4 protein-coding genes and 1 pseudogene are annotated in these 3,205 nt (G+C 49.6%); 2 read left to right on the top strand and 3 right to left on the bottom strand.

Annotation, left to right across the window (positions count from 1 at the left end; all coding sequences use genetic code 11):
* Positions 1-376: 376 nt before the first annotated feature.
* Positions 377-955, bottom strand: a complete 579-nt coding sequence (locus CPT76_RS18470; RefSeq protein ID WP_258168653.1) for a GyrI-like domain-containing protein — start codon at positions 953-955, stop codon at positions 377-379.
* Between the two features lie 161 nt (positions 956-1,116).
* Between CPT76_RS18470 and CPT76_RS18465 the strand changes: the two genes are divergently transcribed.
* Positions 1,117-1,665 carry a helix-turn-helix transcriptional regulator gene (locus tag CPT76_RS18465; protein WP_181152915.1) on the top strand — a complete coding sequence of 183 codons (549 nt, stop codon included), beginning with the start codon at positions 1,117-1,119 and terminating at the stop codon, positions 1,663-1,665.
* Here the strand turns inward: CPT76_RS18465 and CPT76_RS42165 are convergent.
* The gene (locus CPT76_RS42165; RefSeq protein WP_374954686.1) at positions 1,553-1,939 is read right to left on the bottom strand and encodes an alpha/beta fold hydrolase; all 387 of its coding nucleotides are present in this window, start codon (positions 1,937-1,939) and stop codon (positions 1,553-1,555) included. The two genes, CPT76_RS18465 and CPT76_RS42165, sit on opposite strands and share 113 nt — an antisense overlap.
* A 121-nt stretch (positions 1,940-2,060) precedes the next feature.
* Here CPT76_RS42165 and CPT76_RS18455 point away from each other — a divergent pair, with 121 nt between their 5' ends.
* Positions 2,061-2,996 (top strand): LysR family transcriptional regulator, encoded by a 936-nt coding sequence (locus CPT76_RS18455; RefSeq protein WP_181152913.1) that lies wholly within the window; start codon positions 2,061-2,063, stop codon positions 2,994-2,996.
* Here CPT76_RS18455 and CPT76_RS18450 read toward each other — a convergent pair.
* Positions 2,964-3,205: pseudogene (locus tag CPT76_RS18450) on the bottom strand (Ger(x)C family spore germination C-terminal domain-containing protein); the annotation flags it as partial. The gene CPT76_RS18455 and the pseudogene CPT76_RS18450 overlap by 33 nt on opposite strands.

Below are 3,205 nucleotides of genomic sequence, written 5' to 3'. Positions count from 1 at the left end.
TGGAGTGCGTGCTCGAACACGCGCGTTNAGGCTGGGCGGAACGGGGCTCTGACGGATGCGACTTCATCATCGGCCGAATCGTTCAGTTTCATATCCAGGAGGATCTGTATGAGAACGGTAGAATCGACGCCCGTCGTCTGGCTGCGGTAAGCCGGCTGGCCGGCAACTATTACGCGCGAATTGGGGACATTTTCGCGATTGAGCGCCCGCTGTAAGTTTGCTTGAATGGAATTGAAAAAATGGCGGTGCAGGGGGTTATCCCTGCGCCGTCCATTTTTGACTTCCAATCGATTGCCGCCTCCTTTGTCAAATTACGGGCAAGCGTAGTGATCCGATCTCAAGGCTCACCTTCTGGTTTATAGGATTGTGCCCTTTCTTACCGGGTGTCGTAAAATGGTCCTTGCCTTCTCCGAGGGGGGCTCATGATATCGGAAATATAAATTTCATGATGAAGCCCGTTTTGTACCAGGTTATGGTCCTTCATAAATGCCTCAATCAAATCCACGGTTTCCTGCTCCCGATCATAGGGGCCGTTATGCATCATTTGCACGCATTTACCCTCATTGATCGTTTCTAAGACGATAGATTGAATGAGCGGATTGTCCATGATCGCTTTTATTTTGGTCCTCTCCCAATGGCTCTCCGTCACGTAGTCGGGAACTCGTATGAGCAGTTTCCAATACCATTGCTCCATTGGCACTTCCCGAACAGGCTTATTGCCGTCCACCCACCAGAGCCCCTCCAGAACCGGCACGATAAAATCTTTGCCTTCCATCATCATAAGTGATTTGACTCCGTATGCAGAGGTGTGAAGTGCTTGTACAGCAGCCAGGTGGGCAGATCCACCAGGGGCACCCTGATCGGAAATTGTAAGATAAAGGTTGTTTTCAAGCTCAATCAGTTCGGGGTGATCCGGAGCGTGATAATACTTGTTGTCTGTAATCATTAGATTCATCAAGGTTTGCCTCTCCTTTCGTTTAAGGTGCAGTGACATTGTACTATACCGTTTACGACATCATTATGTCATTAACTGTTCGGGTTTTTTAGGCCAACGTTTTGTGTTTTAATGAGTGTGTATTGAACTATAGTGTGAAGCGGAAATGGAGGACAAGAGCCTTGAAAATCGACAGGCTTCTTGCTATCGTGACGCTGCTGTTGGGGCGCGATAGAATAAGCGGCAAGGAACTCGCCGAACGTTTTGAGGTATCGGTCCGAACGATCTGCCGAGATATCGACGCAATTAATAAGGCGGGTATCCCTATCGTATCCTATACGGGGATCGCTGGGGGTTACGGACTGATCGATCATTATAAACTAGACCGTCAGCTGCTGACTTTTGAAGAACTGTTTGTGATTGATACGGCTCTGAACGGGATGCTTTCCTCGCTGGATGATCAGAAGATCCAACTGTTAATGGATAAGGTACAAGCTCTTATCGTAAAAGCGGAACGTGATCAAATGCAGGATCATAAGCAGAAAATGATCGTAGACTTTAATCCGTGGGGGCACGGACGATCGGAACAAGACATTATAGAACAATTGCGCGGAGCCATTAAGGACAACCTGATGGTTGAATTTGATTACCCAAACACGATTCGAGAAGGGGGATTCCCGCGAATGACCACCCGACCAATACCGGTTGAATCAATCCCATCTCTCGGATGACTGAATGAATATCCTCTGCCCACAGCCGTCCATCGGCATACCCTTGCGCCGGTTTATCCGATTGCCCGTGTCCGCGAAAATCCATCGTTACCAGGCGGTAATCCAGAGCAAGCTCCGAATGAATCTGCTTCTTCCAACACAAGCTGCACTGCGATCCGCCGTGCAGGAACAGCAGCGGGCGGCCATGGACATTGCCCGATTCCTCGACATGGAGCTTAACGCCGCCGCCCCCAGTTACCGTAAAAGACACGGGCTGCCGCAAGTGGTTTAGCATCTGCTTATCGAACGTCATCGGCGATCCCTCCTTATAGTTAGAATCGTATCCTTGTTCATTCATTTCGTCTAATTTATAATTCGTATATAAATCATGCATAAATGTAATGGATGAGGAGGGGTTGAAAATCGAGTGGCAGCAGATTGAGTATTTTATTGCGGTGGCGAAGCTGCAGCATATGACGAAGGCGGCACAGCAGTTATCCCTGTCCCAGCCTGCCTTGAGCCGTTCCATCGCAGGCTTGGAGAAGGAGCTGGGCGTGGCTTTGTTCGAACGGAGCGGACGTAATCTGGTCCTGAACCGGTTCGGGCGCCTTTTTCTGGAACGGGCCGAACATGCTTTTCGTGAAATTGAGCAAGCCAAACAGGAGATCGCGAACCAAATCAATCCAGAGGCGGGTGTGATTTCCCTTAGCTTCCTGCATACGCTCGGAGCTCAGCTGATCCCCAGCCTGCTCGGTTCCTTCCGGGAGCGTTATACCGACATCCGTTTTGAGCTTCATGAGAGCTCCAATCAACAATTGCTTACGCTCATTTCCAATCACGAATGCGATTTCGGCCTTTCCACGCCCGAGCTGCTGGATGACAAGTTCAACTGGCATTTGCTCGGCATGCCCGAACTATTTCTGGCCCTTCCGCAGCAGCATCGTTGGAGCAGCAAAAGCAAAATCAGTCTGGAGGAGCTGCAGGATGAGCCTTTTGTCGGTTTAAAGACGACCTGCGGGTTAAATTTCACCATCAACCAATTGTTCGAAAAAAAACAGATTCGCCCGAACACCGTATTTGAAGCGGACGAATTGGATACGGTGGCCGGGCTCGTTTCTGCGGGTTTTGGAGTTGCCTTGCTGCCGAAGACGATAGGTGTTCAAAATCATCATTTGCACTGGGTGAAGGTCGATGATCCAGAATGCAAGCTTCCGATCGGCGTAGTATGGAAAAAAGACAGGCCGCTTACCCCGGTATCGGAAACTTTCCTTGACTTCATCCGCGAAAAATACCCCTTGATCAGTCATCGTGATGGTGCATCATTTCATTTTGGAGATGCCGCCGCTGATTAGATTGACCTTGACGGTAATGATGCCAATGCTGCCCCGATCCAACTTTAATTGTCCTTTGGCGCTGAGTTCCTGCCATTCCTTGGGCATGCTGCGGTACAGTTTTGCCGACAGGCTGTACACGTCAATGTCCTTCTCCAACCCCTTTAAATACGTGTCCATGATCTGACTTTTGACTTCTTTGGCAGCCTGCAGCTCAAGCTGTTGTCGAT

This window comes from Paenibacillus sp. AR247 (genome assembly GCF_002968895.1).
GTDB lineage: Bacteria > Bacillota > Bacilli > Paenibacillales > Paenibacillaceae > Paenibacillus_AQ > Paenibacillus_AQ favisporus.
Note: the sequence above shows the minus strand (reverse complement) of the source record. Positions and strands in the feature narration are given on the sequence as shown.